At 72.4% G+C, this 25017-nt stretch carries 22 protein-coding genes; 9 read left to right on the forward strand and 13 right to left on the reverse strand.

Annotated elements, in window-relative coordinates; all coding sequences use genetic code 11:
* Positions 1 to 67 precede the first annotated feature (67 nt).
* From ACFYPG_RS21340 to ACFYPG_RS21350, 3 genes are read right to left on the reverse strand one after another with little or no spacing between them, the layout of a single operon-like run.
* The gene (locus ACFYPG_RS21340) at positions 68 to 1876 is read right to left on the reverse strand and encodes an ABC transporter ATP-binding protein (protein WP_387353570.1); all 1809 of its coding nucleotides are present in this window, start codon (positions 1874 to 1876) and stop codon (positions 68 to 70) included.
* A 41-nt stretch (positions 1877 to 1917) separates the two neighbouring features.
* On the reverse strand, positions 1918 to 3006 hold the full coding sequence (locus ACFYPG_RS21345) for a zinc-binding alcohol dehydrogenase (RefSeq protein ID WP_387353572.1): 1089 nt from the start codon (positions 3004 to 3006) through the stop codon (positions 1918 to 1920).
* Complete coding sequence (locus tag ACFYPG_RS21350) at positions 2999 to 4009, reverse strand: Gfo/Idh/MocA family protein (protein WP_387353574.1); 1011 nt, start codon at positions 4007 to 4009, stop codon at positions 2999 to 3001. Before ACFYPG_RS21350 ends, ACFYPG_RS21345 begins: the two co-directional genes overlap by 8 nt.
* A gap of 204 nt (positions 4010 to 4213) precedes the next feature.
* Between ACFYPG_RS21350 and ACFYPG_RS21355 the strand changes: the two genes are divergently transcribed.
* From ACFYPG_RS21355 to ctaD, 5 genes are all read left to right on the forward strand, one after another.
* Positions 4214 to 5221 carry a glucosyl-3-phosphoglycerate synthase gene (locus tag ACFYPG_RS21355; protein ID WP_387353932.1) on the forward strand — a complete coding sequence of 336 codons (1008 nt, stop codon included), beginning with the start codon at positions 4214 to 4216 and terminating at the stop codon, positions 5219 to 5221.
* Between the two features lie 23 nt (positions 5222 to 5244).
* Positions 5245 to 6384, forward strand: coding sequence for a glycosyltransferase (locus ACFYPG_RS21360; protein WP_387353933.1), 1140 nt, complete (start codon positions 5245 to 5247; stop codon positions 6382 to 6384).
* 84 nt (positions 6385 to 6468) lie between these two features.
* A complete protein-coding gene (locus ACFYPG_RS21365) occupies positions 6469 to 6927 on the forward strand; it encodes a DUF4383 domain-containing protein (RefSeq protein WP_328654569.1) in 459 nt (152 codons plus the stop codon).
* Positions 6928 to 7040: 113 nt separating this feature from the next.
* Positions 7041 to 7769: an ATP-binding protein gene (locus ACFYPG_RS21370; protein ID WP_387353577.1), complete on the forward strand. Its 729-nt coding sequence runs from the start codon at positions 7041 to 7043 to the stop codon at positions 7767 to 7769.
* 124 nt (positions 7770 to 7893) lie between these two features.
* A complete protein-coding gene (gene ctaD, locus ACFYPG_RS21375) occupies positions 7894 to 9885 on the forward strand; it encodes a cytochrome c oxidase subunit I (protein WP_387353579.1) in 1992 nt (663 codons plus the stop codon).
* 66 nt (positions 9886 to 9951) lie between these two features.
* Here the strand turns inward: ctaD and ACFYPG_RS21380 are convergent, their stop codons facing one another.
* Together ACFYPG_RS21380 and ACFYPG_RS21385 are read right to left on the reverse strand one after the other, a co-directional pair.
* Positions 9952 to 11100, reverse strand: coding sequence for a SigB/SigF/SigG family RNA polymerase sigma factor (locus ACFYPG_RS21380; RefSeq protein WP_091408326.1), 1149 nt, complete (start codon positions 11098 to 11100; stop codon positions 9952 to 9954).
* A 222-nt stretch (positions 11101 to 11322) separates the two neighbouring features.
* The gene (locus ACFYPG_RS21385; RefSeq protein WP_355007869.1) at positions 11323 to 12765 is read right to left on the reverse strand and encodes a hypothetical protein; all 1443 of its coding nucleotides are present in this window, start codon (positions 12763 to 12765) and stop codon (positions 11323 to 11325) included.
* Positions 12766 to 12910: 145 nt separating this feature from the next.
* On the opposite strand from ACFYPG_RS21385, the gene ACFYPG_RS21390 reads away from it, so the two are divergent.
* Positions 12911 to 13141, forward strand: coding sequence for a CDGSH iron-sulfur domain-containing protein (locus ACFYPG_RS21390; protein ID WP_355007868.1), 231 nt, complete (start codon positions 12911 to 12913; stop codon positions 13139 to 13141).
* A gap of 298 nt (positions 13142 to 13439) precedes the next feature.
* On the opposite strand, the gene ACFYPG_RS21395 is transcribed toward ACFYPG_RS21390, so the two are convergent.
* Genes ACFYPG_RS21395 through ACFYPG_RS21405 form a run of 3 tightly spaced genes read right to left on the reverse strand, consistent with a single transcriptional unit; the run spans position 13440 to position 17449 of the window.
* Positions 13440 to 14528, reverse strand: a complete 1089-nt coding sequence (locus ACFYPG_RS21395) for an iron-containing redox enzyme family protein (protein WP_387353582.1) — start codon at positions 14526 to 14528, stop codon at positions 13440 to 13442.
* A gap of 49 nt (positions 14529 to 14577) precedes the next feature.
* The gene (locus ACFYPG_RS21400) at positions 14578 to 16332 is read right to left on the reverse strand and encodes a thiamine pyrophosphate-binding protein (RefSeq protein ID WP_387353584.1); all 1755 of its coding nucleotides are present in this window, start codon (positions 16330 to 16332) and stop codon (positions 14578 to 14580) included.
* Positions 16325 to 17449, reverse strand: a complete 1125-nt coding sequence (locus ACFYPG_RS21405) for a Vms1/Ankzf1 family peptidyl-tRNA hydrolase (RefSeq protein ID WP_355007865.1) — start codon at positions 17447 to 17449, stop codon at positions 16325 to 16327. Before ACFYPG_RS21405 ends, ACFYPG_RS21400 begins: the two co-directional genes overlap by 8 nt.
* 142 nt (positions 17450 to 17591) lie before the next feature.
* On the opposite strand from ACFYPG_RS21405, the gene ACFYPG_RS21410 reads away from it, so the two are divergent.
* Complete coding sequence (locus ACFYPG_RS21410; RefSeq protein WP_355007864.1) at positions 17592 to 18140, forward strand: hypothetical protein; 549 nt, start codon at positions 17592 to 17594, stop codon at positions 18138 to 18140.
* An 89-nt stretch (positions 18141 to 18229) separates the two neighbouring features.
* On the opposite strand, the gene ACFYPG_RS21415 is transcribed toward ACFYPG_RS21410, so the two are convergent.
* Positions 18230 to 18568, reverse strand: a complete 339-nt coding sequence (locus tag ACFYPG_RS21415; protein WP_355008027.1) for a DUF3817 domain-containing protein — start codon at positions 18566 to 18568, stop codon at positions 18230 to 18232.
* Positions 18569 to 18721: 153 nt separating this feature from the next.
* Between ACFYPG_RS21415 and ACFYPG_RS21420 the strand changes: the two genes are divergently transcribed.
* Positions 18722 to 20200, forward strand: a complete 1479-nt coding sequence (locus ACFYPG_RS21420; protein ID WP_355007863.1) for a glutamate--cysteine ligase — start codon at positions 18722 to 18724, stop codon at positions 20198 to 20200.
* A 34-nt stretch (positions 20201 to 20234) separates the two neighbouring features.
* On the opposite strand, the gene ACFYPG_RS21425 is transcribed toward ACFYPG_RS21420, so the two are convergent.
* Positions 20235 to 20621 carry a DUF2267 domain-containing protein gene (locus tag ACFYPG_RS21425; RefSeq protein WP_350863431.1) on the reverse strand — a complete coding sequence of 129 codons (387 nt, stop codon included), beginning with the start codon at positions 20619 to 20621 and terminating at the stop codon, positions 20235 to 20237.
* A gap of 398 nt (positions 20622 to 21019) precedes the next feature.
* Here ACFYPG_RS21425 and ACFYPG_RS21430 point away from each other — a divergent pair, with 398 nt between their 5' ends.
* On the forward strand, positions 21020 to 22045 hold the full coding sequence (locus ACFYPG_RS21430; RefSeq protein WP_387353587.1) for an LD-carboxypeptidase: 1026 nt from the start codon (positions 21020 to 21022) through the stop codon (positions 22043 to 22045).
* 3 nt (positions 22046 to 22048) lie between these two features.
* Here ACFYPG_RS21430 and ACFYPG_RS21435 read toward each other — a convergent pair whose 3' ends face one another.
* From ACFYPG_RS21435 to ACFYPG_RS21445, 3 genes are all read right to left on the reverse strand, one after another.
* Positions 22049 to 22624: a GNAT family N-acetyltransferase gene (locus ACFYPG_RS21435; RefSeq protein WP_387353589.1), complete on the reverse strand. Its 576-nt coding sequence runs from the start codon at positions 22622 to 22624 to the stop codon at positions 22049 to 22051.
* Positions 22625 to 22796: 172 nt separating this feature from the next.
* Complete coding sequence (locus ACFYPG_RS21440) at positions 22797 to 23969, reverse strand: zinc-dependent alcohol dehydrogenase (RefSeq protein WP_145787991.1); 1173 nt, start codon at positions 23967 to 23969, stop codon at positions 22797 to 22799.
* A gap of 30 nt (positions 23970 to 23999) precedes the next feature.
* On the reverse strand, positions 24000 to 24950 hold the full coding sequence (locus tag ACFYPG_RS21445; protein ID WP_387353591.1) for an SRPBCC family protein: 951 nt from the start codon (positions 24948 to 24950) through the stop codon (positions 24000 to 24002).
* Positions 24951 to 25017 lie beyond the last annotated feature (67 nt).

The raw sequence follows: 25017 nt of genomic DNA on the forward strand, positions 1-25017 counted from the left end.
CGGTACGCGATTCTGGCCGGCGTGCGCGGCCCGGTCGCCCGGCAAGTTCGCCGCGGCCGGGCGTCGGTCACCCGACCAGCAGTTGGTGACTGGCGAGTTCCCGGTACAGCGGGTCGGTGGCGGTCAGTTCGGCGTGGGTGCCCACTGCCACGACCCGGCCGCCGTCGAGGACGACGATCTGGTCGGCGTCGACCACGGTGGCGAGCCGGTGCGCCACGATCAACAGGGTCCGGCGGACGGCCACGGCGTCGATGGCGCGGCGCAGCGCGACCTCGTTGCGGGAGTCGAGGTTGCTGGTCGGCTCGTCGAGCAGCAGCACCGGCGGGCCGGCGAGCAGCGCGCGGGCGATGGCCAGCCGCTGCCGCTCACCTCCGGAGAGCAGCACTCCGCCCTCGCCCACCTGCACGTCGAGGCCGAGCGGGGTGCGCTGCGTCAGGTGGCCCAGGTTGACCTCGTCCAGGACGATGCGCAACCGGTCGTCGCTGGCGTCCGGTGTGGTGATCAGAAGGTTCTCCCGCAGCGTGCCGGCCAGCACCGGAGCCTCCTGCTCGACGTAGCCGAGTCGGGCCCGCAGCGCATCGCGGGGCAGGTCCCGTACGTCGGTGCCGTCGAGGCGGACCGCGCCGGCGCTCACCTCGTAGAAGCGCTCGACCAGGGCCAGCAGTGTGGACTTGCCGGCGCCGGACGGACCGACCAGGGCGGTCCGGGTGCCGGCGGCGACGGCGAAGCTGACCTCGTGCAGCACCGGCTCGCCGCCCGGGTAGCCGAAGCCGACCCGGTCGAACTCGATCATCGGGGTCGGGCGGCGCGGGGTCGCCGTCGCGCTGCCGGGCGCCGGCCGGTCGTCCGCGCCCTCCGCGGGGACGGCAAGGATCTCCTCGATCCGCTGGAGAGCGCCCAGGCCGGACTGCAACTGGGTGTACGCCCGCAGCACCTGACCCAACGGCAGCGCCAGCAGGAACAGGTACATGACGAACGCGACCAGGTCACCGACCGAGATCGCCCCGGCCGCGACCCGCGCCCCGCCGATGCCGAGCACCAGCAGGAACGCGCCCTGCACGGTGACCGAGCCGATCGGGCCGACCACAGCCTGCACCCGGGCCACCCGCAGCCCCGCCGCGTACGCCTCGCGCGCGCTGCCGGTGACGGTCTGCGTCTCCCGGGTCTCGGCGCGGCTGGCCCGGATGGTCCGGGCCGCCGAGATGGCCCGCTCCACCGCCGAGGTCATCTCGCCGATCCGCTCCTGGGCGAGCCGGGCAAGCGCCCGGACCCGGCGGGCGAAGGTCGCGGCGAAGATCAGCCCCAGCGCCACCCCGAGCAGGGTGACGCCGAACAGCAGCGGGTCGAGCAGCACCATTGCCGTGCCGGCGCCGACCACCGTCACCGCCCCGGTGACCGTCTCGAACAGCCCGGAGGTGACGACGGCGCGCAGCAGTGTGGTGTCCGAGCCGACCCGGGAGAGCAGGTCGCCAGTGCGGCGGCGGTCGTACTCGGCGATGGGCAGCCGCAGCAGGTGGCCGGCGAGCCGGCGCCGGGTGCCCAGCACCACTCCTTCGGCGGTGCGTTGCAGCAGGTAGTCCCGCAGCCCGCCGATCGCCGCGCCGAGCACCACGAGGGCCACCAGCACCGCCACCAGCCGGGACACGCCCTGCTCGGCGCCGATCCGCTCGAGCACCGACCGGGTGAGCAGCGGCTGCGCCAGCGACGCCGCCGAGCCGATCAGCGACAGCGCGCCCACCACCACCAGGGTGCCGCGGTGCTCCCGCAGGTACGGCAGCAACGCGGCCAGGCCGACCGACCGGCCCACGGGGCTGCCGTCGGCCGGCCGGTCGGTCGAGGTGTCGCCGGGAACCGGCCGTTCCTGCACGGTGCTCATGTCGCGAACGGTAGCCGCCCCCGGCACGCGGCGAAGGCTGCTCAGGTGGCGACCACCACCTGAAGCTCCTGGCGACGACGCTCGGCCAGGTCGGTGAGGAGGGCGGGCGCCTCGTCGAACGGCACCACCGCCGAGACGAGATGCTTACGGATCGCGTCGCCGTACGTCCGGAGCAGGTCAACGGTCTCGGCGGAGAGCCGTTCGCGGTCCCAGGTGGGCGCGAGCCCGCGAGGCACCCGGCCGATCTGGGCGCAGCGCAGCGACAGCCCGTTGTGGTGGAACTCCTCACCGAGGCGGACCGCGTCCGCGCCGCCCTGGTAGAAGGCGAGGTCGATGACGGTGCCCTGGGGCCGCAGCAGCCGCAGGGCGAGGTGCAGCGCCCACGCCTGCCCCCGGCACTGGAACACCACATCGGCACCCCGGTCGCCGGCGGTGTGCGCCCAACGGGTCTTGAGCACCACCGCCGGGTCGTCCGCGTCGGGGTCGAGGGTTTCCAGACCGAGCGCCTCGGCGACCTGGCGGCGGTGCGGGGTGGGGTCGAGCACCACCACCGACGCGGCGCCGTTGCGTCGGGCGAACAAGGCCGTCAGCAGCGCCACGACACCGGAGCCGACGACGGCGACCCGCCGGCCGCGTACCCCGTCGCCGAGCGCGCGGACGTCGGTGCCGTGCAGGTCGGCGGCGGCGTGCAGCAGACCGTTGGCGCAGATCGGGCCCATGTGCGCGACGTAGACGCCGAGCAGAGGGTCCAGGTCGTCGGGCAGCGCCACGAACCGTTCGGCGACCGGGTCGGCCAGCCAGCCGGTGCGGTGCCCGTACGTCATCGCGCCGACCGTGCCCACCGCGACGGCCGGCGTCTCGCTCTCCACCACCCGGCCGACCTGCATGTAGCCGAGTCGGGTCACCGGGTAGGGGGTGCTGGCCGCGCCCGGCTGGAACAGGCCCAGGTCGGGGTTCCAGGTGACGTTCAGGTAGGGGTTCGTGCCCTTGACGTAGCTCAGCTCGGTGCCGGCGGAGACACCGCTGAACAGCGTCTCGACCCGGAACGTGCCGGGGCGCAGCGGGGCGGCGTCCTGCTCGACCAGGTCGACCCGGCCGGGGCCGGTGACCACCACGACCTTGTCACGCATCGACTGACACCCCGGTGGTGAGCACTGCCGGCGCGGTCGCGGTGGCGAGCCGCACCGTGGTGCCGGTACGGGCCGAGTCGGCGACCGCGAGGGCCAGGCGCTGGGTGGCGAGGGCCTCGGCGTACGGCACGCGCACGTCGTCGCCGATGCCACGGACGGCGTCGACGAAGGCACGGTCCACCGCCACCCGGGCGGCTTCCGGGTCGGCGGGAACGTGTCGTTCGCCGTCGGCGTCGCGGATCGACAGCCCCTCCTCGGTGATCGCGAGGGCCAGCCCGTCGGCGAGGATCTCCAGGCCGGCACGGTGCTTCCAGCCGAGGACGCAGGCGGCGCTGAGCGTGCCGACCGCGCCGTCGGCGAAGCGCAGCGCGGCGGTGGTCACCGAGTCGATGTCGGCGCCGTCGACCGGCGGTGGGGTGCCGTTGCCGTACGCGGTGACCTCGGTGACCTCGCCAGCCAGCACGCGGATCAGGTCGAGCACGTGGGCGGCCTGCTCGACCACCGGCCCGCCGGAGCGGTCCCGCCGCGACCACCACGCCACCGGGGGCACCTTGTCCAGCCAGGCGCCGCTGACCATTCGCACCGGACGGTCGGCGAGCAGGTCGCGGGCCTGGTCGAGCACGCTCAGGTAGCGCCAGTGGTGGCCGACGGCGGTGCGCAGCCCCCGCCGCGCGACCAGGTCGGCGATCCGCTCGGCGGTGCTCAGGTCCACCGCGACGGGCTTCTCCACGAACATCGGCACCCCGGCCTCGATGACCGCCTCCTCGGCGGGACCGTGCGCGAACGGTGGCACGCAGACGTACACGGCGTCCAGACCGGTCGCCAGCAGCGCGGCGACGTCGGCGAAGGCCCGCCCGCCGTGCTCAGCGGCCAGCGCGGACGCCGCCTCCGGCGCCACGTCGGTGACCCCGACCAACTCGACGTCGTCGAACCCGGCCAGCACCCGCGCATGACGCTGTGCCACGCCGCCGGCACCGACCAGCCCCACCCGACAGTTCCGCATCCCCACAACCCTTCGAAGACTTTTCATCTGCGATGGGAGCAGTCCCCTGAGCTGTGCGCAATCAAACGTTCATCGCCCGGGAACGAATTGTCGTCACCTCTGTGATCAAGCTGTTGCCGAGAATGCGGTTAGCGGGTGATGAGGAATGGGAAGAACCAAATTCGGTTTTTCCACGCACGAACGGAGGGGGTGCCCGTGCGGGATATGACATCGACTGTGTCGCCTGTGGTCGAGGCGTGGGCTACGTACCGGACGACGGCGGCGGCCGACTGGCCGACCCGTCGGCTGATGCGCGCCAAGGGTGAGACCCGGGTCAGCGTGGTGCTGCCGGCGCGCAACGAGGAGGCCACCGTCGGCGCGATCGTGTCGACGATCCGGGAGCACCTGATGGATCGGGTCGCACTGGTCGACGAGCTGATCGTGGTGGATTCCCGCTCGACGGACCGGACCGCGCAGGTGGCCCGTGCCGCCGGCGCGGAGGTGGTCAGCCAGGACGCGATGACCCGGGGGTTGCCCCGGCTGACCGGCAAGGGCGACGCGCTCTGGGCAGGGCTGGCCGCCGCCGAGGGAGACGTGGTGGCGTTCATCGACGCCGACCTGCGGGAGTTCCGGCCGCACTTCGTGAGCGGGCTGCTCGGGCCGCTGTTGACCGACCCGTCTGTCGACTTCGTGAAGGGCTTCTACCACCGCCCTCTGGTGGGCACCGCCAGCGTGGAGCAGGACGGCGGGGGCCGGGTGACCGAGTTGATGGCCCGACCGCTGCTGAATCTCTTCTGGCCCGAGCTGGCCGGCTTCGTGCAGCCGCTCGCCGGCGAGTACGCGGGCCGCCGGGACGTGCTGGCCCAGGTGCCGTTCGTCTCCGGGTACGGGGTGGAGACGGCCATGATGATCGACCTGCTCGACCTGGTCGGCCTGGACGCGCTCGCGCAGGTCGACCTCGGTGAGCGCAAGCACCGCCACCAGGACACCGCCGCCCTGGGCCGGATGTCCGCGCAGATCATGCTGACGGCCTGGACCCGGCTGCAACGGCGCGGCTGGGCGACCCCCGGGTTCGCGCCGGAGTCGTTGCTGACCCAGTTCCGTCGCGGTGGTTCCGACACCCTGCCGAACCTGGACCGCGAGATCGTGGTCAGCGACGTGTCCATCGAGGAACGCCCGCCGTTGGCCGAACTGCGCCACCGGGTGCCCCGCCGCCGGGTGGCCGCCGCGTGAGCGCCAGGAGCCTCACCGTGCTGATGAACGCCGGGCCGTGGCTGTCGGTGCCACCGCCCGGTTACGGCGGCATCGAGAACGTCATCGCCACGTTGGTGCCGGAGCTGCGGCGACTGGGCGTACGGGTGGTGCTCGCCTCGGTGGGCAGCAGCACCCTGCCGGTGGACGAGCAGATCTCGGTCTTCGCCGACGGCCAGTTCGCCGCGTTGCAGCGGCCGTACAACCAGGTCTGCGGAATCGCCCAGGCGCACCTGGCCGGGGTGGTCCGCGAGCTGCACTCCCGCGACGACATCGACCTGGTGCACGATCACGTCGAGGCGGTCGGGCTGGCCACCCTCGCCGCGATGGGGCCGTCCGGGCCGCCGACCCTGCACACGCTGCACTGGGACCTGGCCAAGCACCCGGCGCTCTACGGCAACCTGGACGGCGGCGACCGGGTCCGGGTCAACGGCGTCTCCGCGTCGCAGCTGGCCCGCGCCCCGCTGGCGCTGCGAGAGCACTCGGTGGGGCACGTGCACCTGTCCACGCCGCTCGCCGTCGACGCCGACCGGCGGCCCCGACCGGACAAGGGCGAGCACCTGCTCATCCTGGGCCGGATCAACCCGGGCAAGGGGCAGGACGTGGGTGCCCGCCTCGCGCACCGGGTCGGTATTCCGCTGGTGCTGGCCGGCCCCGTCGGCCCGTACCACCGGCCAGCCGACCTGGCCGCTGCCGGCGACGAGGCCCGGCAGAACCCGGACGTGCGGTTCTTCCTCGACGAGGTGGCACCGCACGTCGACGGTGACCTGGTCCGCTGGGTCGGCACCGTGGCCGGCCAGGAGCGCGACGACCTGCTCGCCAGCGCCCGCGCGTCGCTGTTCCCGCTGCGATGGGAGGAGCCGGGCGGCACTGCTGTCGTCGAGTCGCTCGCCCTGGGCACGCCGGTGGTGGCCACCTCCCGGGGTTGCCTGCCGGAGCTGATCGAGCACGGCCGTACCGGGCTGCTCACCACCGACGAGGAGGAGTTGGGTGACCTCGTCCTCGCCGCCGAGTTCCTCGACCCCGACGAGTGCCGGCGGGTGGCCGCGCAGCGCTTCACGCCTGCGGTGATGGCGCAGCGTTACGTCGAGCTGTACGAGCGGGTCCGGCAGTCGGCGAGCGCCCCGAGGTTGCTGCCGGCCTGACCGGGGGCGGCGCCAGCCGGTTTGCCGGCCGCACCGGCGGGTAGCCGGCAGCGCTCATGCCCGCCGCGCGACGAGGAGCCGGGAATGGTCGGACCGATGGCGCACTCCCGGGCCCGACCCAACCCGGCCGACGGCAAACCGCCGGTCCGTCGCGCCGCGGCGACGGTGGGCGTGCTGTTCCTGCTGGTCGGTGTGCTCGGTTTCGTGCCGGGGATCACCACCGGCATGGACGCGCTGCGCTTCGCCGGCCACGACTCGGGCGCGTACCTGTTCGGCGTCTTCCAGGTGTCGGTGCTGCACAACCTGGTGCACCTGGCGTACGGGGTGGTGGGTCTGCTGCTGGCCCGGACGGTCACCGGTGCTCGGGCGTTCCTGATCGGCGGCGGCGCGGTCTATCTGGTGCTCTGGCTCTACGGGCTGGCGGTGGACCACGACACCGGGGCGAACGTGCTGCCGGTCAACGACGCCGACGGCTGGCTGCATCTGGGGCTCGGCGTCGGCATGATCGCCCTGGGCGTCCTGACCGGCCGGCCTCGTCGCTGACCTGGGGTTGCGGCGACGTGACCTGCCTCGCCCCGCTGTCGGTCCGGTTTGATTGGGAGCGGCCTCGGGTAGTTGGCAGATCCCGACCCAGTGAGCAGCGAATTGAGGCGCCGATGTCGAGCGGGATCACCTGCGAGGTGCGTACCACCGCACCGGTGGCGGTCGTCCGGCTCACCGGCCCCCTGCACCTGGGCACGATGCGCTCGGTGCACCGGGCGCTCAGCGACGCGTTGGTCGACCAGCCGGAGGCGCTGGTGGTCGACATGGCCGGGGTGCGCGTGGAGGACCGGTTGGCGTTGTCGGTGTTCGCCGCGACAGCCCGCCGGGCCGAGGAGTGGCCAGCGGTGCCGGTGCTGCTCTGCTCCCCGTCGCCGATCGCCGCCCGATGGCTGGCCGAGTCGACCGCCTGCCGGGTGCTTCCGGTCTCCGCGGACTGCGCGGAGGCGACCCGGTTGGCCGGCACGACGTCCACGTTGCGGATGCGGGCCCGGCTGGAGCCGGTGGCCGGTGCCTGCCGGCGGGCCCGGGAGCTGGTCACCGACGCGTGCGCGCGGTGGAATCTGCCCGACGCGTCCGGCCCGGCCGCGCTGGTGCTCAGCGAGCTGGTCGGCAACGTGGTGCGCCACGCCGGCACGCCGATGCAGGTGACGGTGACCCTGCGCCGGCCGTACCTGCACCTGGCCGTGGTGGACGGCAGCAGCGCCGAGGCCCGTGCGGGTGGGACGGACCTGCACGCCGAGGGTGGGCGAGGGTTGATGCTGGTCCGGGAGCTGACCCAGCGGTGGGGCAGCGTGCCGGCCGGTCAGGGCAAGGCCGTCTGGGCGATGCTGCCGGCAACCTGAGCGTTCGAGGTGCTTGCAGCGGTCCTGGCGATCTGCCCGAAATTACCGTCATTGGCTGGTTACATGGTGTGAGGGTGGGTAGAGCACGCCCGTCCTTTCTGCCGTCACGACGGGGTGAGCAGCCATGCCCAAGCGGGTAACCACAGAACCCGGTCGAGATCGGGGCCCGGCGATCCTGGCACCGGCCCGCTTCGGGGGCTTCCCGGGACCGGTACGCGCACCGGTTCCCGGCAGCTCGTTGATCAAGTTCCTGGCCACGACCGACCACAAGCAGATCGGCCTGCTGTATCTGCTGACCTCCTTCGGCTTCTTCCTGTTGGCCGGCCTGGAGGCGATGGTGATGCGGGCCGAACTGGCCCGCCCGGGGATGCAGATCCTGTCCCCGGAGCAGTACAACCAGCTCTTCACCTCGCACGGCGCGGTGATGCTGCTGCTCTTCGCCACGCCCGCGGCGTTCGGGTTCGCCAACTACATCGTGCCGATCCAGATCGGCGCGCCGGACGTGTCGTTCCCCCGCCTCAACGCACTCGCCTACTGGCTCTACCTCTTCGGCGGGCTGATGGTGGTCGGCGGGTTCCTCACCCCGCAGGGGTCGGCGGACTTCGGCTGGACCGCGTACACCCCACTGAGCAGTGTCGAGAACAGCCCCGGGGTGGGCGCGAACATGTGGGTGCTCGGCCTGGTCGTCTCCGGGCTCGGCACCATCCTCGGCGCGGTCAACCTGATCACCACGATCCTGACCCTGCGCGCCCCCGGCATGACCATGTTCCGAATGCCGATCTTCACCTGGAACATGCTGTTCACCAGCGTGCTGGTGATCCTCGTCTTCCCGCTGCTGGCTGCCGCGCTGCTGGCGCTCTCGGCCGACCGGTTGCTCAACGCGCACGTGTACGACGCGGCCACCGGCGGCCCCATGCTCTGGCAGCACCTGTTCTGGTTCTTCGGCCACCCCGAGGTCTACATCATCGCGTTGCCGTTCTTCGGCATCATCACCGAGATCATCCCGGTCTTCTCCCGCAAGCCGCTCTTCGGCTACACCGGGATCGTGCTGGCCACCATCGCCATCACCGTGCTGTCCATGACGGTCTGGGCGCACCACATGTTCGCCACCGGCCAGGTGCTGCTGCCGTTCTTCAGCATCCTGAGCTACCTGATCGCGGTGCCCACCGGTGTGAAGTTCTTCAACTGGATCGGCACCATGTGGAAGGGTCAGCTCACCTTCGAGACGCCGATGCTGTTCGCCATCGGCTTTCTGGTCACCTTCCTGCTCGGTGGCCTCACCGGAGTCCTGCTGGCCAGCCCGCCGGTCGACTGGCACACCCACGACAGCTACTTCGTGGTGGCGCACTTCCACTACGTGGTGTTCGGCACCGTGGTCTTCGCCCTGTTCGGCGGCTACTACTTCTGGTGGCCGAAGATGACCGGGCGGCTGCTCGACGAGCGGCTCGGCAAGGCGCACTTCTGGACCATGTTCATCGGCTTCCACGGCACCTTCCTGGTGCACCACTGGCTGGGCGCCGAGGGCATGCCGCGCCGGTACGCCGACTATCTGCCCACCGACGGCTTCACCACCCTGAACACCATCTCCACGATCTTCTCGTTCATCCTCGGCCTGTCCACCCTGTTCTTCATCTACAACGCCTGGAAGTCCTGGCGGTACGGGGCGATGGTGACGGTGGACGACCCGTGGGGCTTCGGCAACTCCCTCGAGTGGGCCACGAGTTGCCCGCCGCCGCTGCGCAACTTCGACCGGATGCCCCGGATCCGCTCCGAGCGCCCCGCCTTCGACCTGAAGTACGGCCCGCTCGTCGCCGATCTGGGGCGCGACCTGCCGCAGCGCACCACCAAGCCGCCGCAGCAGTTCGCCGAGGAGTTCCGGCTGGAGCACCACACCCCGGAGTCGCCGGCCGCCGAGGGCGCGCACGGCGCGCGCGACGCTGTCGACTACCAGCCCGCGCCGCGCTCCGGGGCCCGGCCGGTGGACGTGCCGGAGCCCGAGGGCGTCCGCCGGCCGAGCTTCGAGCAGTCCGACCCGCCGCAGGACGCCGAGGACGCGCCGAAGCCGCACGAGCGCTGGCGCCACCCGCACAGCGACGGCAACACCGAAGAGCGCTGACCAGGGGTACGCGCGAAAGGGCCGACACCCCCGGCGGGGTGTCGGCCCTTCGCCTGTTCGTGTGCGTCAGTCCCGGGCCGGCGCCAGGCCGGCGGCGGTGAGCGAACGGCGTACCGCGGGCTGGACCCGGGTCAGCCGCAGCGGCACCCCGGTCCGCTCCGCCGCGTCCCGACCGGCCATCAGCGCGGCGATCCCGCCGGCGTCGAAGCCACCCGCGCCGACGAGGTCGACGACCACCTCGCTGGGCTGGCCGGTGACCGCCTCCAGCATGGCCCGGCGCAGCTGGTCCGCGCCGTCGCGGTCGATCTCGCCGCCGACCTCGACCACCACCGAGTCGCCGTTCTGCTTGACCGAGATCCGGGTCTTGCCCGGGTCGGGTTCGGCGGCGCCGTTCTGCCATGGCGGCGGCGCGTCGGCGAGCATCGCCTGACGCAGCCAGGTGAGCGCCCGTGACAGCAACCGGGACACGTGCATCTGCGAGATGCCGAACCGGGCGGCGATCTCGGCCTGGGTCTGGTTGCCGTAGAAGCGCATCGCGAGGATCCGTCGCTCACGCCAGGGCAGTCGGTGCAGCAGACCACTGACCGTCACCCGGTCGTCGACCGACTCCAACGCGTTGTCGGACTCGCCGACCAGGTCTCCGAACTCGGCGGAGCTCTCCCCGCCCACCGGGGCGTTCAGCGAGGCCGGGCTGTATCCGGCCGCCGATTCCAGGGCGGCGAGGATTTCCTCCTCCGGTGTCTCCAACCGGGCCGACAGCTCGGCCACGGACGGGGCCCGGGACAGTTCGCTGGTGAGCGCGGCGGTGGCCTGCCCCACCTCGAGGATCAGGTCCCGCAGCCGGCGGGGCACGTGCACGCCCCAGGTACGGTCCCGGAAGTGCCGTTTGATCTCGCCCACGATGGTGATCGCGGCGTACGCGGTGAAGGAGCCCCGTTCGGGGTCATAGCGGTCGACGGCGTTGACCAGGCCCAGCCGGGCCACCTGCTCCAGGTCCTCCAGCGGCTCCCCCCGCCCCCGGTACCGGCGGGCCAGCCGGCCGGCGAACGGCAGCGCGAAGCGCACCAGGTCGTCCCGGGCCTCCCCCCGCCGCTCCGGCGGCAGCCCGGCGATCCGGGCCGCGTACGCCATCGCCGCCGCGTCGAGGTCCTCCAGACCCCGATCGTTGGGCGGTGGTGGGGTCGTGGTCGTGGTCGTGCTCGTCTGTCCGAACATCCGCGCCTCCCTCAGGAAGGTCCCCCGCCCGGATCGGGAAACCGGTCGTGCGCGTGGTCGAGCCACGCACCGGGCCGGAAAGTGGGTCAGTGACTGGGATGCCAGCGGGCGACAACACCTCTACGCAGCGCAATCAGGCCATCGCAGCCAGCGATGTTCCCGCTCCGTAGGTACTCAATCACGGGACCCCGGGTTCGCGAGGAAGTTTCGGCGTCCTCCGTCTCAGGAGACCAACAACCCCTGGTGGCCGCCGCTGTCGCGGAGCACGGCCAGCGCCTCGGCGACCCCCAGCGGGGGCGGCGCCGGCAGGTCGTACGGCTGGGCGCGCAGCACCTCGGTGGCCCGGCGGGTGGGCACCGAGGTGACCGGGTACCCGCGGGCGGTGGTGCGGTCCAGCGCCCGACGCCGCCGGCCGAACCCGGCGACGGCCAGCCACTGCGGCAGCCCGGCCAGCGCGGGTGAGCGCACCCCGGGCGGCTCGGGCAACACGTCCACCGAGCTGAAGGGCTCGCTGCCGGCCAGCCACCACTCGGCCTCGTCGACGCTGCGGCGGGTGGCGTTCTCACACCAGTACGGCACCAGCCCCGCCCGCACCACCTGCCACGGGTCGAGCAGTCGACCGCACTCCACCACCAACCGGTCACCGGTCTTGCCGGCGCGCCGCAGCCACCGCCGGTACAGGTCGGCCACGCCCGCGCTCAGTGCCGCCGGCCGGGGCACCAACACCCGGTGCAGCGGATGCTGGTGCCGGGTGGACCAGTCCCGCGCGGCCAGCTCGAAGCCCGAGTCGACGCCGTGCTCGGCGTACGCCGACGGCACGGACACCTCCGGCGGCTCCCATCGGGTCGCGTCCCCGCCGACGGAGCGCAGCACCTGCCGCAACGCGTGGCTGTCCGGGTGGAAGTCCACCGGGTCCAGCCCACTGCCCGGGCAGCCGATTTGGAAGCTGTGCCCCGGTCCGCGCTCCAGCACCGGCCAGGTGCGTGCGTCGCGGACCAGCAGCACGGGGGCACCCGGCACCAGCCGGTCGGCCAGGAACCGCGCGTACGCGGCCGGTAGGGCCCTCCACGTGGCGGTCAGCGACACGGTCGCCCCGGTCAGCGCGCCACGGCTGGCCGGGCAGTGCACCTGGCGCAGGTGCAGGTCGGCGTTGCCGACGAGCAACCGGGCGGAGAGTGCCGCGCCATGCTCCGCGGCGTCCGCAGGGCGGTCCACCGCGCCGTTGGACCAGTGCACGGTCATCTCGAAGCCCGCCGGCAGCCACGGCACCCCGAGGGCCACCGCGAGGTGCGCGGCAGCCCCGTGCGGAGAGCCGATGAGCACCCCCGGGTAACGGCGGCGGGGGTACTGGTCGACAAACCAGCGGGCCACCCTCGCGGCGTCCACCTCGTCGATCTGGGCCACGGTGAGCGCGACCCGGCCGGCGGCGCGGGTGACCGCGGCACGGCGTACCGGTTCGGGGGCGCCGGGGAACCGCGACGTCGGCCCGGTGTGCCCGAGGTCGGCGCAGTCGACCCCGCGCAGTGCCCGGGCCGTGGCGGCGACCAGCACCCGGGCGGAGCTGCCCGCGGCCACGACCCGGTCGCCGGCGAGACCGGCGCCATCAGCCGTGAGCCCCTTGTGCACCTTGTGCACCGGCCCCACCTTGCCTCGTTCGCTCACCACGCGGCCCGGCTTCCCGTCCCGATGGGGTTCAAACGGGGCATCACCCACCCGGCGGCACATTCCGCTGGTCGGCGGGGTGCCCCGGTCATCACCGGCGTTCGGCGGCTCGGGTTTCGCCAGGGCCAGGACGGGCACTTCCGGGGCCATGCGCACCGACGACACCAGCGAGCCAGCCGCCGCCACGATCACCCCGTACGAGGACGGACCGCTGCTGGTCCGCGGCGACTTCGCGTTGGTCACCCCGAACGGTGAGCGCATCGACGCACGGCGGGGCACTGTGGCGTTGTGCCGGTGCGGCAAGTCGGCGCTCAAGCCGTTCTGCGACGGCACCCACAAGGCGATCAACTTCCGCGCCGGCACCACCCGCGAGGGCTGACACCACATCCCCGCGTCACCCAGCGAGAGGGCGCGGAGGGCCGCACCAGAGGCACGTCCCCCTTTGCTCTGCACCCGCCCATGCGCCAGTTACGGACCGTGTGCGGCGCATGGGCGGGTGCAGAGCAAAGGGCGGACCCGGGGCGGCACGTCCCCACCCGGCGGCAGGTCCCACCCGGGGCGGCACGCCCCCACCCGGGGCGGCACGCCCCCCACCCGGGGCGGCACGCCCCCCCCACCCGGGGCGGCACGCCCCAACCCGGTGACAAGCCCCCCCACCCGGCGACAAGCCCCTCGGATCAGACGAACGCGGGCGGGGCCACCTCGGGCGACGCGACGAGCAAGACCGTGGGCGGCACGGCCGGCGGGGCCGGTGTCCGCAGCGAGCTGCGGCCGGCGGCCCAGCTGTCCAGCAGGTGCCCGGCGAACAGCCGGTCCACAGCGAGCCCGGCCGCCGCGCCGAACAGCACGTCGCGGGCGAGGGCCGGCTCGACGCGGACCAGTCCGCCGCACATGTCGTGCGCGGCGATCTGCTCGTGCACCGCGTCGGCCTCGACGTGCTCGTCGTAGAAGCGGGTGGCCACCTCGTCGAAGCCGAGCCGGCGCAACCCGTTGCCGTAACGACGGTTGGGCAGCGAGGAGGTCATCTCGAACGCGGCCAGGTGCCCGAGCAGCGCGCCGCGCATCCGCCGGTGCAGCCCGAACAGCGACATCAGGTTGTTGGTCGCCAACGTCACCGCCGGTGCCACGTCGATGTGCGCGCCGTAGGCCGTGTCCAGGCCCAGTCGGTCGAGGGTGCTCCGGAACAGCTCGGCGTGCATCCGGTCCAGCCGCCCGTTGCCGTACTCGTCGGTCTGGATCTCCACGAGCGCGGCCTTGGCCGGGCCACCGAGGCGGGGCAGCGCCCAGCTGTGCGGGTCCGCCTCCCGCAGGTGGTAGACAGAGCGGTGAGCGACGAACTCGCGGAACTGGGTGAGGTCGGCGCGGCGTTGCAGCGTCGCGGCCAACGCTGGACCGTCGTCGGCAGCGACCACCTCGGCCAGGCCGGCCGCCACACCGGCGGCGGGCACCGACGGCGTGCCGACCAGCCGACGCAGCGCCGCCTCGAAGACCCGTTCGCAGCGGCCACGCAGCGCCAGCAGCGTCGGCTGCCACTCCCACGACTCGTCCACCCCGAGCCAGCCCCGGTAGTGCAGCTCATAGCAGACGAACAGCGTCAGCTGCAGATCCTCGTCAGTGATGGGGTCCGCCGGGTGGAGGTCGACGCCGAGATCGGCCGGCAGGTCGTGCGGCGGGCGCCGCAGAGCCTCCACTACCGCTGCGGAGAGCGGGCCGCGTGCCCTCGGCACTGTCGCGGGACCGTAGCGGCGGTCGGCGGGCTCGGACATGGGACCTCCAGCGTCATCGGGCCGCTACTCATGCCCTGGTCCGGGGTGGCTAAACGAGATCCTCGGCGCTCGCGGTGACCTCGACCTGCTCACGGACCTTCCGGGCCGGAGCGCCCTCGGCATACAGGCCGCGCAGGTCGGCGAAGGCGGGCTCCGGCGGTGCCAGCGACACCGCCGGGTCGACGACCGCCTCCAGTACGCAGGGACGGTCCGCGGCGAGGGCCTCGTCCCAGGCCGCGCCGACCAGCTCCGGGCGGTCCACCCGCACCCCGTGCAGCCCCAGCAGCCGGGCCCACCCGGCGTACGGCACGTCGGGGCGGCGGTGGGTGGGGTCGGACGACGGTTGTCGCCCGCCACCCATGCCGTTCTGGTCCCGGTTGTTGAGCACCAGCACGACCAGTCGCGGGTCGCGCCACTGCTGCCACAGGTGCGAGACGGTGATCAGTTCGGCGAGCCCGTTGAGCTGCATCGCCCCGTCACCCACCAGCGCGACCACCGGTTGGTCGGGCGCGGCGAGCTTGGCCGCCACCGCGTACGGCAGCGCGCAGCCCATCGAGCCGAGGGTTCCGCACAGCTGCGCGTTGACCCCCGGTGGCAGGGTGAGGTGGCGGGCGTACCAGTAGAGGACCGAGCCGATGTCGACGGCGACCGCGCCGGTGCCGGGCATCCGGGCGGACAGCTCCTGCAGGACGAGCTGCGGATTGACCGGGTTCGCGGCGGCGGCGGCCCGCTCGGCCGCGACCTCCCGCCAGCGGTCCACCGAACTTTCCACTGTGGCGCGCCACCGCTGTTCGGAGCGGCCGCGCAACCGGCTCAGCAGCGCCCGCAGCGTCTCGGCGGCATCGCCGACCAGCGGAACGTCGGCCGGGTACCGGGTGCCGATCCGGCGGCCGTCGATGTCGATCTGCACCGTACGCGCCTGCTCGGGCATCGGGAAGTAGTCGGTCCACGGGTCGTTGGTGCCGACCATCAGCAGCGTGTCGCAACCACCCATCAGCTCGGCCGCCGCCGGGGTGCCGACCTCGCCGAGCACCCCGGTGTGGAACGGCAACCGCTCGTCGAGCACCGGCTTGCCGAGCAGCGAGGTGGCCACCCCGGCGCCCAGTCGGTCGGCGATCTCGATGATCTCGGCGGCGGCGTCCCGACCGCCCTGGCCCACCAGGATCGCGGTCCGCTGGCCGCCGCCGAGCAGCTGCGCGGCGGCGTCCAGGTCCGCCTCGTGCGGCAGGACCCGGGCCAGCGGCTCGCCAGGGGTCGCCGTGATCACCCCGGCGCTGTACGACTGGAGGTCGGGTACCAGCGCCTCCTGCAACTGTCGGGGCAGCACCACGCACGTCGGGCTGCGGGTCGCCGCCGCCGTCCGGAACGCCTGGTCCAGCAGCGCCCCCACCTCGTCGGGGCTGCGGCCGTACCGGACGAACTGGTTGCACACGTCACCGAAGAGCCGGCTCAGCCCGATCTCCTGGTGCGCGCCGCCGAGCGGCCCGGAGATGTCCTCCCCGACGATGGCCACCACCGGTTTGCTGTCCAGCTTGGCGTCGTAGAGGCCGTTGAGCAGCTGGACGGCGCTGGGGCCCTGAGTGGCGAGGCAGACCCCGATGCCGCCGGTGAACTTGGCGTGCCCGGTGGCCATGAACGAGGCGGTCTCCTCGTGCCGGGCCGGGATGAACGCCGGCTCGCCGCCGGTGCGGTCCAGCGCGTTGACCAGTGGAGCGATCGCCTCGCCCGGGTACCCGAAGGCGCGGGGTACCCGCCAGGCCAGCAGCCGCTCCACCACGACGTCCGCAACCGTTCGGTCAACCATTGCCGCGCCCCGGTGTGCCGGGGTCGACGTAGCGCAGTACCGCGCCGACGCCGTCGGTGAGGTCGGGCGCCTCGTCGGCGCCGAGCACTGTCAGTGCCGCGTCGGTGCCGACGAGCGCCCGGACCAGCGCCGCGTCGGCGCGTACCCGCTGCGGGTCGGCCACCGACATGGCGGCCAGCTGCCCCGGGTCGACGGCGATCTCGGTGGGTTCCGCGCCGATCCACAACTCACCGTTGGCCGACGGGTCGTCCACGATGATCATCATGTCGACCTGGTTGCGTTGCAGGGCCGAGACGACCGCGTCGAGCCCGCCGCCCACGTCCTCCTGCACGCCGAACTTGTCCAGCGCGGCGCTGATCCGCTGGTCGGCGATCTCCGCGATGGTCTGCACAGTGAGGTCGTCCAGCATCGTCTGGTCGGCGCCGCCGGCCCGCGAACCGGCATCGGTGCGGACCACCAGGTCCTGCCAGCGTTCCGGCATCTGGGCGGCGATCATCCCGGTGGCCCGGACGTCACCGGCGACCACCACCACGTCCGCGCCGACCCGGTCGGCCAGCTGCACGGTCGCCGCGGTGACGTCGCCGGCGTTCTGGTGCCACGCCTCCATGGCCGCCCGCTGGTAGCGCGACTGGGACCAGCCGCCGGGCTTCGCCCGTCGCAGCGGATACTCGTCCCGGCCGGCGACGTGCGCTCGGCGGGGTACCCCGCCGGCGCTGACCGCCATCGCGTCGGCGCCGAGCCGGTCGGCGACCACACGTACCCAGGCCACCTGCTCGCCGCGTTGCGCGAGCAGCGGCATCACGTGTGGCAACGGGCCGACGTGGGCCAGGTCCCGCAGTGGCGGCGCGGACAGGTACTCGGAGAGCACCACCTGGCCGTGACTGGCGAAGACCGCCAGCCCGTAGTCCCCGACCATCGGATCGTGACCTCGGACCACCCGGTCCAGCGCGGCGATGTTCGCCTCGTCCGCCCCCTGTTCGGCCAGGCTGCGTTCCAGGGCACGCCAGCGCAGATCCAGTGCGGGTTTGGCGTCCTCCGTGTCCGCGGAGGCGTCCAGATACACCGAGCACCACGGCCCGGGACGGTCGTAGAGCGGGCGCAGGAAGGACAGCTGCATGCTCGACCCCTTTCCAGCTCGGCCCCCCGCTTACCCGGGTCGCGGGGGATGTCACCTCGCGGCCGTGAGCCCGTGACCAGGTTTCATTCACGTCGTTCAACCCAGGACGTCGATACGATCTGTGAACACATGCGGACTCTCGGTGGTGGAAATGGACAGCGGACTCGACACGCGACGGATCGTGCACCCGACGGAACGAATCGTCACCGGGCGGCTGATCCGCCTGCTCGACGGCTACACCCGTGAGGTACGCGTCGGTCAGCCGGTGCTGGTGGCGGTGCTCGCCGCGGCGGCGTTCGCCCGGCTGCCCGCGCTGCTGCTGCGCTCGCTCTTCTCGTTCGGCGGTGGTGGCACCCGCCGTCGCTGGAAGGAGCTGAAGCAGGGCCCGGAATACCTGGTCACGCCGGTGCGGCTACGCAACGCCGCCGGCCAGCTCTGCGAGGTGGAGCTGCACGGGCACCTGCCGCAGAGCGCCCTGCACCCGGCCGACCAGGTGCAGCTCACCCTGCGCCCACAACGCGACCCGGAGTTGCCGCCCCGGATCGAGCGGATCGTCAACCTCACCACCGGGCAGTTGCTGACCCCGCGTACGGCGACGCTCTGGTCGCATCTCGGGCCGCCACTGCTGTTGCAGGCGTTCCTGGGCACGCTGCTGCTGGCCGGCATAGCGGCCTGCTCCGCGCTGACCTGACCGGCCCCCGGCGGGTCGGCGGGTCGGCGGGTCAGCGGATCGGCGGGTCGGCGGGTCGGTTCAGCGGGGTGTGCGGGCGGTTCGGCGGCTCAGCCGACCGGGGCGGGCTCGCGGGCCGGTTGCCGGTCGACGCCGAGCATGCCCCGGCGGCGGGCCCAGCGCTCGAAGACCAGGGTGGCGAACGGCGGCACCGCGCTGGCCAGGGCCACCGCCGTGGCCAGCAGGCTCCACCGGTGCAGCCGGGCCACTGCCAGCACCAGCAGGACGTACGCGACGAACAGGCCGCCGTGGATCGGACCGAAGATCTTGACGCCCAGCTCGTTGTCCGGCGGACCGTACTTGACCAGCATGCCGACCAGCAGGGCCAGCCAGGAGCAGGCCTCGGCGATCGCCGCCGCGACGAACAGCCGGGTCACCTTCTCGCGCATCCGCACGCCACCACCTCTCGGGGCGCAATGCTATCGGTCCGCTCTGGCTGGGCTAACCGGGCTGGCAGTTGGGTAGGAAAGGGTCCTCGGGTCTTCCCCCGCCCGCCGACAACGTGCGAGGTTAGGGGGACCAGCGGTGACAGGGTGGTGACCATGGGCGAGGACGTCGGCGTACGAACCTTCAGTCGAGAGGACCGAGCCCGATACCGCGACAAGGTCCGCCGCTGCCTGGATGTCTTCGCCGAGATGCTGCGCGAGTCGCGCTTCGACCTCGACCGGCCGATGACCGGTGTGGAGATCGAGCTGAACCTGGTCGACGAGACGTCGAATCCGACGATGCGCAACGCCGACGTGCTGGCGGCCATCGCCGATGAGAGCTTCCAGACCGAGCTGGGCCAGTTCAACGTCGAGATCAACGTGCCGCCGCGCCGGCTGACCGGCACCGGCACCGCCGACTTCGAGGAGTACGTGCGGGCCAGCCTCAACGCCGCCGAGGTGAAGGCCCGGGCGATCGGCGCGCACATGGTCATGATCGGCATTCTGCCGACGCTGCGCCCCGAGCACCTGACCGCCGAGACGCTGTCGGCCAACCCCCGCTACAAGTTGCTCAACGAACAGATCTTCGCGGCTCGCGGTGAGGATCTGCCGATCGCCATCAGCGGGGTGGAACGGTTGGCGGTCACCGCCGACACGATCACCCCGGAGGCGGCCTGCACCAGCACCCAGTTCCATCTCCAGGTCAGCCCGGCCCAGTTCGCCGACTACTGGAACGCCGCCCAGGCGGTGGCCGGCATCCAGGTCGCGGTCGGCGCGAACTCGCCGCTGTTCTTCGGCCGGGAGCTGTGGCGCGAGACCCGCATCCCGCTGTTCCAGCAGGCCACCGACACCCGGTCGGAGGAGATCAAAGCCCAGGGGGTACGCCCCCGGGTCTGGTTCGGTGAACGCTGGATCACCAGCGTGTTCGACCTGTTCGAGGAGAACGTGCGCTACTTCCCGGCGCTACTGCCGGTTTGCGACCCGGAGGACCCGGCGCAGGCCCTCGCGGCTGGTGAGGTGCCCAATCTGGCCGAGCTGCGCCTGCACAACGGCACCGTGTACCGGTGGAACCGCCCGGTGTACGACGTGTCGCGGGGACGGCCGCACCTGCGGGTGGAAAATCGGGTGCTGCCGGCCGGCCCGACCGTGCTGGACACCATCGCCAACGGCGCCTTCTACTTCGGGTTGGTGCGCGCCCTCGCCGAGTCGGACCGGCCACTGTGGTCGCAGATGTCGTTCAGCGCCGCCGAGGAGAACTTCACCAGCTGTGCCCGGCACGGCATCGACGCGCAGGTCTTCTGGCCCGGTCTCGGTTACCTGCCCGTCAGCGAGTTGGTGTTGCGCCGGTTGCTGCCGATGGCGCACCACGGTCTGGACCGGTGGGGCCTCGACCCGGCCGAGCGTGACCGGTTGCTCGGCGTCATCGAGCAGCGCTGCCTGACTGGCCGCAACGGCGCGACCTGGCAGGTGGAGACGCTGCACCGGTTGGAGTCGACCGACCACCTGGACCGGCCGGAGGCGCTGCGCGAGGTGGTCAGACACTACGTCGACCTGATGCACAGCAACCGGCCGGTGCACGAGTGGCCGATCCCGTGACCACACCGGACGGGTGGCCCGATCGGCGCAGGGCTCAGCCTCGCGGGGTGGGCACACCGAAGAGGTCGATGATGCCGCCGGGAAGCTGGGCGAGCAGGTCGTGTCGCTCGTCGTCGTTCAGCGCCTCGGCGACGGTACGCAGCACCGCCTGGGCGTGTTGACGCACCTGGTCCGCGTTCGCGACCTGCTCGCGATCCCCGACGTTCTTGAGGAACTCGCCGACGTCCCACCGGCGGCCCTGCGGGTTGCGGGTGACGGACCCGTTGAGCCGTTCCGGTAGCTGTGCCGCCAGGTTGTCCGCCTCCTGTCCGGCGAGCCGTTCACCGAGCACCGACAGGACGGCCTGTATGGACCGCACGGCCTCGTTCTCACCGAGGCCCGCGCGCTGTCGTACCGTGGCGATCATCTGCTCGTACTCCATGCCCCGCTCCTTCGGTCTCGTCGGCATGCCGTCAGGCGTGCCTGTTGACGAACGGGGCGAGTTCCCAGGCTCCCCGGCGACAAACGGGGTCACGGGCGGATCCGGACTCCCCGCCATCGGCAGGCTGAGCCTCACAAAACATGCCAGTCACGCCACTCCGGTTGCGGCTGAGCCAGGGCCGGGCCGTGTCGGAGACCCGCCCGGTGGTGCAGGGGCACCGCGAGCTCGCCTGATCGTGCGTTGTCCCTTGTGGACCCCCACAGGGATCGGCGGCTGTCATAGGCTGTGGCAGCTCGCACACATCGTCTGATCACGATGAGGGGACGCAGGTGGCCACTTCTGAAACGGAACCAGCCACGATCGAGGGGCCCGCGCGAGTGCCCGTGTCCCGTCGGCACATGCTGCGGATGGGAGCGGCGGCGGCCGGTGGCGCGGTGCTCGTCGGCTCGGCGGAGGCCGCGTCCGCGCAGGCCGCGCCGGTCGGTGCGAAGCGCGTCGTGCGGGCACCGGCGCTGGCACCCGGTGACCGGGTCCGGGTGGTCTCGCCCGGCAGCACGCCCGACCCCACGAACATGGCTCGCGGCATCGAGATCCTGCGGAGCTGGGGCCTGGAGGTCGAGCTGGGCAGGCACGTCTTCACCAAGTACGGCTATCTGGCCGGCACCGACGCGCAGCGGCTGGCCGACCTGAACGCCGCGCTCACCAACCCGGGCATCCGGGCCGTGTTCGCCGCGCGCGGTGGTTACGGCACGCAGCGGATCGTCGACCAGATCGACGTGTCCGTTCTGCGCCGCGACCCTCGGGTGGTCGTCGGCTTCAGCGACATCACCAGCATCCACGGCAAGCTCTGGCGCGAGACGGGCCTGGTCACCTTCTACGGTCCCATGGTCAACTGGAGTGACGCCCGCACCGGCCCCGAGTCGGCCGAGGCCCTCCGCAGGGCGGTGATGACGACCGCACCGGTCACCATCTCGCGGGACCCGGCCGAGACAGCCGCTTCCGTTGTGGTGCCGGGGCGGGCATCGGGGCCGCTGCTCGGCGGTTGCCTGACGCTGATCTCCACCTCGCTCGGTGCGGAGGACTCTCCGAAGTTCGACGGCGCGATCCTCTTCTTCGAGGACGTGGACGAGGCTCCGTACAGCATCGACAGCATGCTGACCGAGCTGCGCCGGGTCGGCGTGCTGCGCAGGGTCGCCGGTGTGGTCATCGGCCAGATCACCGACAGTGTCGCCGAACCGGGCGAGTGGGACGCGGCAGCGGTGCTCAAGGACCGTCTGTACGACCTTGGCGTGCCGGTCCTGGGCGGGCTACGGCTGGGGCACGGCAACGGGCAGCTCACCGTTCCGCTGGGCTCGCACGCCACGATCGACGCCGCGGCAGGGACCCTGACTGTGGAGCCGGGGGTTCGTCCGCGCCAGGCCTAGGGTTCAGACCTGCGGCGTCTGGTCCCAGGGGGACGGGTCGTTGCGCAACCGGCTGTACAGATAACCGTCGCGCCACTGGCCGGCCCGAAACTCGCTGGCCCGCACGACGCCCTCGAGCTGGAAGCCGGCCTTCTCCAACGCTCGTTGCTCGGCGACGTTCTCCGGGTGCGTGCCGGCCTGGATGCGCTGGGCCGGGGTGTGGTGGAAGAGGTAGTCGCAGAGCAACGCCTGGGCGCGCCAGCCGATGCCTCTCCCCCGCCACTGCGGCAGCAGGACGATGCCGATATCCCAGTACGACGCCCGTCCGGCGTAACGCCTGGCGGTGTAGCTGACGATGCCGGCGGCGGCCTGCTCCTGCTCGACCTCCACGACGAGCCGTCCGTCGTCCTCGCCGAGGTAGCCGTCGACGGCGAACCGCCGTGCCGGCGCCCCGGCGTCGCTGAAGCCGGCCCAGTCCAGACCGATCAGGCCCGGCTCGGTGCGGAAGCGCCGGAACATCGCCAGGTCGGGCTCGGCAACCGGCCGTAGCCGGACAGTGAGATCGGCCGAGACAGACATCGACATATCGCCACTTTCCATGGCGACACGCTAGCTTACGCAGAGCCGAGGCCGGGTACTGCGCCGAACGCGCGCAGGGCGACCGGCGTTGACAGCCGAGGCTCTGGTGGGGCTCCTTTGGAGCTGATTCGTTGACGACATCAGCTCCAAAGGCAGCGCGCGAAGAACTCCCCGCCGGTAGACCTGGCCCCAGTCAGACCTTGAGCAGCACCTTCGTGCAGTCGTCCTGCTTCTTCTGGAAGATCTTGTAGCCCTTCGGTGCGTCACGCAGCGGCATCCGGTGGCTGACGATGAAGCTCGGGTCGATCTCGCCGCGCTGGATGCGCTCCAGGAGCGGCCGGGTGTAGCGCTGGACGTGGCACTGACCGGTCCGCATGATCAGCGAGCGGTTCATGAACGCGCCCATCGGGAACTTGTCGACGAAACCGCCGTACGCGCCGACGACCGAGACCACCCCGCCGGAGCGGCAGGCGAGGATCGCCTGTCGGAGCGCGAACGGTCGTTCCGTCTCGACGCGCGCGGCCTGCTTGGCCCGGTCGTACGCGTACATGGCGGCGTTGCCGTGGTGGCCCTCCAGGCCCACCGCGTCGATGCACGCGTCCGGGCCGCGGCCGGCGGTCATCTCGTTGAGGGTGTCCAGGACGTCGACTTCCTCGTAGTTGATCGTCTCGGCGTCGATGTGCTCCTCGGCCAGCCGCAGCCGGTACGGGAACCGGTCGATGACGATCACCCGCTCCGCGCCGAGCAGCCGGGCGCTGGCCGCGGCGAGCAGCCCGACCGGCCCGGCGCCCCAGACGGCGATGACCTGCCCGGGTTTGATGTCGCACATCTCGGCGCCCATGTAGCCGGTCGGGAACACGTCGGCCAGCATGACCGCCTGGTCGTCGCTGATCTCGTCGGGCACCTTGACCGGGCCGACGTCGGCGAACGGCACCCGGGCGTACTCGGCCTGGCCACCGGCGTAGCCGCCGAGCAGGTGCGAGTAGCCGAAGATGCCGGCCGGCGAGTGCCCCATGATCTTCTCGGCGATGCCGGCGTTCGGGTTGGAGTTCTCGCAGACCGAGTAGAGGCCGCGCTGGCAGGACGAGCAGTGCCCGCAGGCGATCGGGAAGGGCACCACCACCCGGTCGCCGGGGGCGAGGTTGCGGACCTGGGGGCCCACCTCCACCACCTCGCCCATGAACTCGTGGCCGAGGATGTCGCCCTTGCGCATCGCGGGGATGTAGCCGTGGTACAGGTGCAGGTCGGAGCCGCAGATCGCGGTGGTGCTGATCCGGACGATCGCGTCCCGAGCGTTCATGATCTTCGGGTCGGGTACGTCGATGACCTTGACGCTGTCGGTGCCCATCCAGGCGGTGGCCTTCATCAGCGGTCCCTTTCGACAGAGCTCGGGCGGTCAGCGGCGGGACGCGGGCAGCGGCTGGGCGGGTCGCTGCATGGCCTGTTGGCGTACGGAGATGCCGTTGGGGCTGCCCTCGGAGCGGACGACCTCGCCGGTCTCCAGCACCTGCTTGAACCGGCGCAGGTCGTCGCGGACCTGCTGCTCGGGTTCCTCGCCGAAGAGCTTCGCCACCGCTCGGCCGAGCGCGCCGGCCGGTGGCGCGTAGCGCAGCTCCACCCGCACCTCGGTCCCCCGGTCGCCGGGCGCGGGCACGAACCGGACCCGGCCGGCGTTGGGCACCCGGGTTCCTGGCAGCGACCGCCAGGTGATCGACTTGTTCGGCTGGTCGTCGATGATCTCGGCGTCCCACTCGACGCGGTGCCCGGCCGGACCACGGGCGATCCAGTGCGAACGGCGCAGGTCGTCGGCGCGGACGGACTCCAGGTGTGCCATGAACCGGGGCAGGTTCTCCATGTCCCGCCAGAACCGGTACGCCTCGGCGGGCGACCGGTTCACCGTCACCGCGATCTCCATCCGGATCACCCGCGCGCGGGCCCGTCGCGCCTGGCCGATGCGGATGGCGGCGAGCGCGTCGACGGCGGTGATGCCGGCGGTGGCGAGGGTGGTCAGCGCGACGCGGCGGCGGCGTTCACCGCCGCGGTCGGCGAGGGCCCGCCCGAGCAGCGTGAGGTCCATGGCGTCGCCGACCACCCGACTCCAGGCCCAGCCGGCGGGGCGGCGGCCGCTGAGCAGGCCCGCGGCGCTGCCCAACTCCCTCAGGCCGACGGCCGCCAGCACGGACCGCGCGGCCGGGGAGTCGTCCACCCCGGTCAGTCGCGCAACGGGTCCGGGCGCGACGAGCGCGCCCACTCCCAGGGCCAGGCTCAGCAGGCCGAGCGCGCTCGGCAGCGTCGCCGGCACCGGCCCGTCCAGCTCCGGCAGGAGCACAGTGTCGACACGACTCATGTCCCGTTCCTTCCGGTGGGGCGTCGCCGCCGGTCCGCTGGCGGGGGCGGCGGTGGTTCCGTCCCCG

Source organism: Micromonospora sp. NPDC005553 (assembly GCF_042871765.1).
In the GTDB taxonomy this organism is placed as follows: Bacteria; Actinomycetota; Actinomycetes; order Mycobacteriales; family Micromonosporaceae; genus Micromonospora.

Excerpts from the sequence above, each read along its gene's own strand:
- ACFYPG_RS21430 (WP_387353587.1), top strand. The coding sequence starts at position 21,020 with ATGCTGCGGATGGGAGCGGCGGCGGCCGGTGGCGCGGTGCTCGTCGGC.
- ACFYPG_RS21350 (WP_387353574.1), bottom strand. The coding sequence starts at position 4,009 with ATGCGGAACTGTCGGGTGGGGCTGGTCGGTGCCGGCGGCGTGGCACAG.
- ACFYPG_RS21360 (WP_387353933.1), top strand. The coding sequence starts at position 5,245 with ATGAACGCCGGGCCGTGGCTGTCGGTGCCACCGCCCGGTTACGGCGGC.
- ACFYPG_RS21355 (WP_387353932.1), top strand. The coding sequence starts at position 4,214 with ATGACATCGACTGTGTCGCCTGTGGTCGAGGCGTGGGCTACGTACCGG.
- ACFYPG_RS21420 (WP_355007863.1), top strand. The coding sequence starts at position 18,722 with ATGGGCGAGGACGTCGGCGTACGAACCTTCAGTCGAGAGGACCGAGCC.
- ctaD (WP_387353579.1), top strand. The coding sequence starts at position 7,894 with ATGCCCAAGCGGGTAACCACAGAACCCGGTCGAGATCGGGGCCCGGCG.
- ACFYPG_RS21370 (WP_387353577.1), top strand. The coding sequence starts at position 7,041 with ATGTCGAGCGGGATCACCTGCGAGGTGCGTACCACCGCACCGGTGGCG.
- ACFYPG_RS21415 (WP_355008027.1), bottom strand. The coding sequence starts at position 18,568 with ATGCGCGAGAAGGTGACCCGGCTGTTCGTCGCGGCGGCGATCGCCGAG.
- ACFYPG_RS21400 (WP_387353584.1), bottom strand. The coding sequence starts at position 16,332 with ATGGTTGACCGAACGGTTGCGGACGTCGTGGTGGAGCGGCTGCTGGCC.
- ACFYPG_RS21380 (WP_091408326.1), bottom strand. The coding sequence starts at position 11,100 with ATGTTCGGACAGACGAGCACGACCACGACCACGACCCCACCACCGCCC.
- ACFYPG_RS21405 (WP_355007865.1), bottom strand. The coding sequence starts at position 17,449 with ATGCAGCTGTCCTTCCTGCGCCCGCTCTACGACCGTCCCGGGCCGTGG.
- ACFYPG_RS21340 (WP_387353570.1), bottom strand. The coding sequence starts at position 1,876 with ATGAGCACCGTGCAGGAACGGCCGGTTCCCGGCGACACCTCGACCGAC.
- ACFYPG_RS21445 (WP_387353591.1), bottom strand. The coding sequence starts at position 24,950 with ATGAGTCGTGTCGACACTGTGCTCCTGCCGGAGCTGGACGGGCCGGTG.
- ACFYPG_RS21440 (WP_145787991.1), bottom strand. The coding sequence starts at position 23,969 with ATGAAGGCCACCGCCTGGATGGGCACCGACAGCGTCAAGGTCATCGAC.
- ACFYPG_RS21390 (WP_355007868.1), top strand. The coding sequence starts at position 12,911 with ATGCGCACCGACGACACCAGCGAGCCAGCCGCCGCCACGATCACCCCG.
- ACFYPG_RS21365 (WP_328654569.1), top strand. The coding sequence starts at position 6,469 with ATGGTCGGACCGATGGCGCACTCCCGGGCCCGACCCAACCCGGCCGAC.
- ACFYPG_RS21425 (WP_350863431.1), bottom strand. The coding sequence starts at position 20,621 with ATGGAGTACGAGCAGATGATCGCCACGGTACGACAGCGCGCGGGCCTC.
- ACFYPG_RS21395 (WP_387353582.1), bottom strand. The coding sequence starts at position 14,528 with ATGTCCGAGCCCGCCGACCGCCGCTACGGTCCCGCGACAGTGCCGAGG.
- ACFYPG_RS21435 (WP_387353589.1), bottom strand. The coding sequence starts at position 22,624 with ATGGAAAGTGGCGATATGTCGATGTCTGTCTCGGCCGATCTCACTGTC.
- ACFYPG_RS21345 (WP_387353572.1), bottom strand. The coding sequence starts at position 3,006 with ATGCGTGACAAGGTCGTGGTGGTCACCGGCCCCGGCCGGGTCGACCTG.